General features: G+C 39.3%; 4 protein-coding genes. 1 reads left to right on the top strand and 3 read right to left on the bottom strand.

The genetic code is table 11. The features are described from left to right. Together AC11ZT_RS06640 and AC11ZT_RS06635 are read right to left on the bottom strand one after the other, a co-directional pair. Positions 1-1,718, bottom strand: a 1,718-nt coding sequence (locus tag AC11ZT_RS06640) for a DHA2 family efflux MFS transporter permease subunit (RefSeq protein ID WP_484058843.1), incomplete at its 3' end; no start/stop codon positions are given. A 12-nt stretch (positions 1,719-1,730) separates the two neighbouring features. After that, a complete protein-coding gene (locus AC11ZT_RS06635) occupies positions 1,731-2,384 on the bottom strand; it encodes a beta-barrel domain-containing protein (RefSeq protein WP_484058842.1) in 654 nt (217 codons plus the stop codon). A gap of 395 nt (positions 2,385-2,779) precedes the next feature. Between AC11ZT_RS06635 and AC11ZT_RS06630 the strand changes: the two genes are divergently transcribed. Next, positions 2,780-3,676, top strand: a complete 897-nt coding sequence (locus tag AC11ZT_RS06630; RefSeq protein ID WP_484058841.1) for a TetR/AcrR family transcriptional regulator — start codon at positions 2,780-2,782, stop codon at positions 3,674-3,676. Between the two features lie 97 nt (positions 3,677-3,773). Here the strand turns inward: AC11ZT_RS06630 and AC11ZT_RS06625 are convergent. Next, positions 3,774-4,225: MFS transporter (locus tag AC11ZT_RS06625; RefSeq protein ID WP_484058840.1), on the bottom strand; the 452-nt coding region annotated here is incomplete at its 5' end.

Below are 4,225 nucleotides of genomic sequence, written 5' to 3'. Positions count from 1 at the left end.
GACAAAACAGTAGCAATTAAAAATGCGTCATTAATACCGTTTACCATTGAAAGCTTCATGACTTGACTATATAGTGCTGCCGTGCTAAGCGTCGAGCCCGTTTGTTGTGATACATGCGCCAAGGCTGTGATGCTCTGACTCATCTGCGCGACATTCTGATTCATAATTGGATCAGTAGATGTAATCGCACCCGCATAGTCTGCCCCGTGGAAGGTTGTTTGTCTTGTCATGACGGTGACGAGAATTGCTGTTCCAATCGAGCCAGCTATAGAACGAAGTGTATTTTGGGAGGCAGTACCATGCGAAATCTGTTTCAACGGTAATGCGTTCATTCCCGCTGTCATAATTGGCATCATAATAAACGCCATCCCAAAAGAGCGTAAGATGTAAATTCCGACAATTGTAGCATAAGGCGTGTCCATTGTAAGCTTTGATAGCTCATACGTTCCATATGTCATCAAAATTAATCCAAAAATCGCCAGTGGACGAATGCCATAGCGATCAAATAGCTTTCCAGCAAATGGTCCCATCAGTCCCATAATTAATGATCCTGGTAACAGTAATAACCCGGTATCAATTGGTGAAAAGCCGCGTATGTTTTGCAAGTATACAGGCAACAGAATCATTCCGCCAAAAAGCGCCATAGTAATAATGATATTAATTAATATTGTAAAGGAGAAGGCTGGAATCTTGAAAATGGTTAAATCCAAGAGCTTCGTTTTTGCGTTGAGTTCCCACCAAACGAAGACAATGAGACCAACCACTCCAATTGTGAGCATAACATCAATTTCTATGCTGTCCCAACCTTTATTTCCTGCTTCACTTAAAGCATACAACAGACTGCCAAACCCAATAGTAGATACAACAACCCCGATTACATCGAGTTTCGGCTTCGACAGTGGCTGTACGAGTTTGAACCAGCGTAAGGCCATCAAAAAGATAACAGCTCCCAAAACAAACATCGCATAAAACATAATATTCCACGTGTAGTTTTCCACAAGCCAACCGGCAATTGTTGGTCCGACAGCTGGTGCTAGAATCAATGCGACCCCAAGAAGTCCCATAGCTGCGCCGCGTTTTTCTGGCGGAAAGAGCGTCATAAAAATATTCATTCCTGTTGGCATAAGAATACCTGCTCCAACTGCTTGCACAAGACGGCCTGTTAACATTACTGGAAAATTACCCGATAGAGCACAAATAATAGAGCCGACTGTGAAAAACCCCATAGCTATCAGAAATAGCTTTCGATACGTAAAAGATTGGATCAAATAGGCACTAATAGGTACCAAGATCCCGTTTACCAGCATAAAACCGGTAGACAGCCATTGCACTGTGGCTGTAGATACATTGAACTCATTCATTAATACCGGTAACGCTACATTGATAACGGTTTGATTGAGAATGGAAAAAAACATACCTAAGATCAATACGAACAATACCAATCGTACATTAATCGCAGGCTCTGCTGCGGGCTTAGGAGTTATTTTTTTGGTCGCCGGAATTTCTTCTTCCTCCATATGTTTCTCTTCTACCGCTTCTTGCTTTTCCTCTTTTTCTTCTTGTTTCACTTTTACCAAAGTGTCCTGCTGCATTGGCTTAGTAGAAGCAAGAGGTTCTGCAAGTTCACTCTTCTTTTTTTGTTTTCGAAAAAACACGTTCACAATGAAAAATACAAGGACACTAAAGAGTGCATACACTGCAATCATAGTTGATAACATGTAGTACCCCCCTTATCTATGAATGCGAACCGTTACGTTCATCCCAGGTACAATATTTAAGGATTTATTATGGTTTAACGCAATTTTTACTGGAATGACTTGTGTAACCTTCGTGTAATTCGCATTCGAATTACTACTTGGCAGTAAAGAGAACGTTCCTGATGTTGTTAATCCAATTTGATCCACGACACCCGTTAATACGGTATCAGAATACGCATCCACATATACGTCTACTTGTTGCCCCTTTTGTACTTTGTCAATATCTGTTTCTTTAATATTTGCTGTTACATATAAATTGTTCATATCGAAAGCATAAGCAATTGGTGTTCCTGCCCCGACAAAAGTATTTACTGTTGCATTCGATTGTACCAAAGTTGCACCCGTTGGCACTGTGATATCTATATTTTGCATCGCAGTTGCTGTTTGGAATTCTACGGTACCTACTTTATCGCCAGCATTGTAGGATTTGCCAACCTCTCCTGTCCAGGAAGTTAGCTTACCTGCTGCAGGGGAAGCTATTGGAATGATTTTTCCATCAATCTTGGCATTATTTGTTTTTAAATAGCTTTGTGATTGATTGTAGTAATAGTAGCCAAGAAAGCCACCCCCAACAAGTACAATCAACGTAATAATATTGATAATAAATAAACGGCGAAATGAATTCATGAAGACTCTCCTTTTCTTATAACTGTTTCATTTTGACACATAAATAAATCCTAACCACTGCAACTTATATTCCAATCAAAAATGACCAATTAGTCAATAACATTCTATACTATATAGTACCCGCTAGTTTTTGACAACAAATATATATTCAATTTATCTTGCATATTTAAAATACTTTTTTCATATTGCTTATTATCCACTCCTTGTTTTATGATAGGTGCATACGACCAACCGGTCACATATAAATTGCATGATGAGTTTTATATAAATGAAGATCGCCAGTTTTTGAGCAGTAATATTTTTTGTCCTCATAGGTCATAAGGAGCGAAATAGCCACCTTTACAGTGACAAGATTACTACTAACTTCATCTGGAACCGTCCCGGAGAACATAGAGGTGAATAGAGTGAATACACGCAAGAAAGAAATTATTACAGAAGCAACAAAGCTGTTCAGCCAAAAGGGATACCTTGCAACATCCATTCAGGAAATCGTAGAGCGTAGCGGTATGTCAAAAGGTACCTTTTATAATTATTTCAATTCTAAAGAGGAACTTATCCTCTCCTGTATCAAGCATCATTATGAACTGCTAAATGAGAAATTGAATGTAATTACGAACCAGAACTTAGATGAAAAAACAAAGTTTATGAAACAGTTACAAGCACTTCTGGAACATTCGTTTGAGCATAGAGACTTCACTCAATTGCAGATGCAGGAACAAACGTTACGTGAAAACGAGCTAATTCGTCAACTTCTATTTAAGGTACGAGCCCAATTGTTGACTTGGCTTCACCGACGTCTTATCAAGGTGTACGGAGAACGTATATCGCTTTATGCACTAGACTGCGCGACTATATTAAAAGGAATGTTGAGGGAATACATATCTTACATCGTATTTGACCAAAAGCCAGTAACACCAGAGGAAGTAATTTCCTTCCTAATGCGTCGCATGGATGCAATTGTTGTCAGCTTTACTAATGATGAGAAGCCACTGTTGAATGAATACCTAATGGAGAACTTTCTTCATGTGGAAGCGTTAGAAAAACAAGAGTGCCATAAACAAATCATTCTTATCATTTCCCGCATACGTGATGTAATAGACTCACTCACAATAAGCCAAAAGCAACGGGATAAATTGGTACTTTCATTAGATGCGATTGAACATGAATTTAGCCAAACACAGCAAGAACCACGTGAACATATTGTCCAAGGATTGTTACTGTATATGCAGAAGCAAAAGGTACTAGAGTCCGATTTACAAGAATTATCAGCTTCTGTAGAAGCCTATTTCTAATCAAATAGGAGATAAATTAGCTTCCACCGCTTTAACGCGGGAGAGATGACGTAAAGGAAATCATTCCTTATTGTCATCTCTTTTTTATCGTCTGCATTCAAACACTCGGATTTGCTTCAGACAAAACCACTTTTCCTCGCTTCAACTGTTTTTCCTTTTTTCCATGCATAAAGTAGTAAAGGATGATACAGAATAGGATAAGAGCCACCATTGTCATATAAAGACCTCGATATCCTGTATAAGGAATAAGGAACCCTAATACATAAGGCCCAACTCCAAAGCCAAGATCAACAAAAATAAAATAGGTTGATGTAGCCAAACCTAAGCGATGGGGCGGCGTTACTTTAACAGAAACAGCTTGCGCCGAAGAGGTAAAGTTTCCATACCCAAGGCCGATAATTGCCCCTGCTAGCAGCAAGGTCCATCCCTGTTCCGCTTGGCTGAGAAGGAACATGCCTCCTGCAAAGATAATAAGAGCCGGGTAAATTACAAAATTAGCCCCTTTCACATCAAATAATCGACCAGAAACTGGTCTTGATAGGAACACGA

Source organism: Ectobacillus sp. (assembly GCF_056992975.1).
Note: the sequence above shows the minus strand (reverse complement) of the source record. Positions and strands in the feature narration are given on the sequence as shown.

Bases quoted from the DNA above. Each gene is read 5' to 3' on its own strand.
- AC11ZT_RS06635 (WP_484058842.1), bottom strand. From the start codon at position 2,384: ATGAATTCATTTCGCCGTTTATTTATTATCAATATTATTACGTTGATT.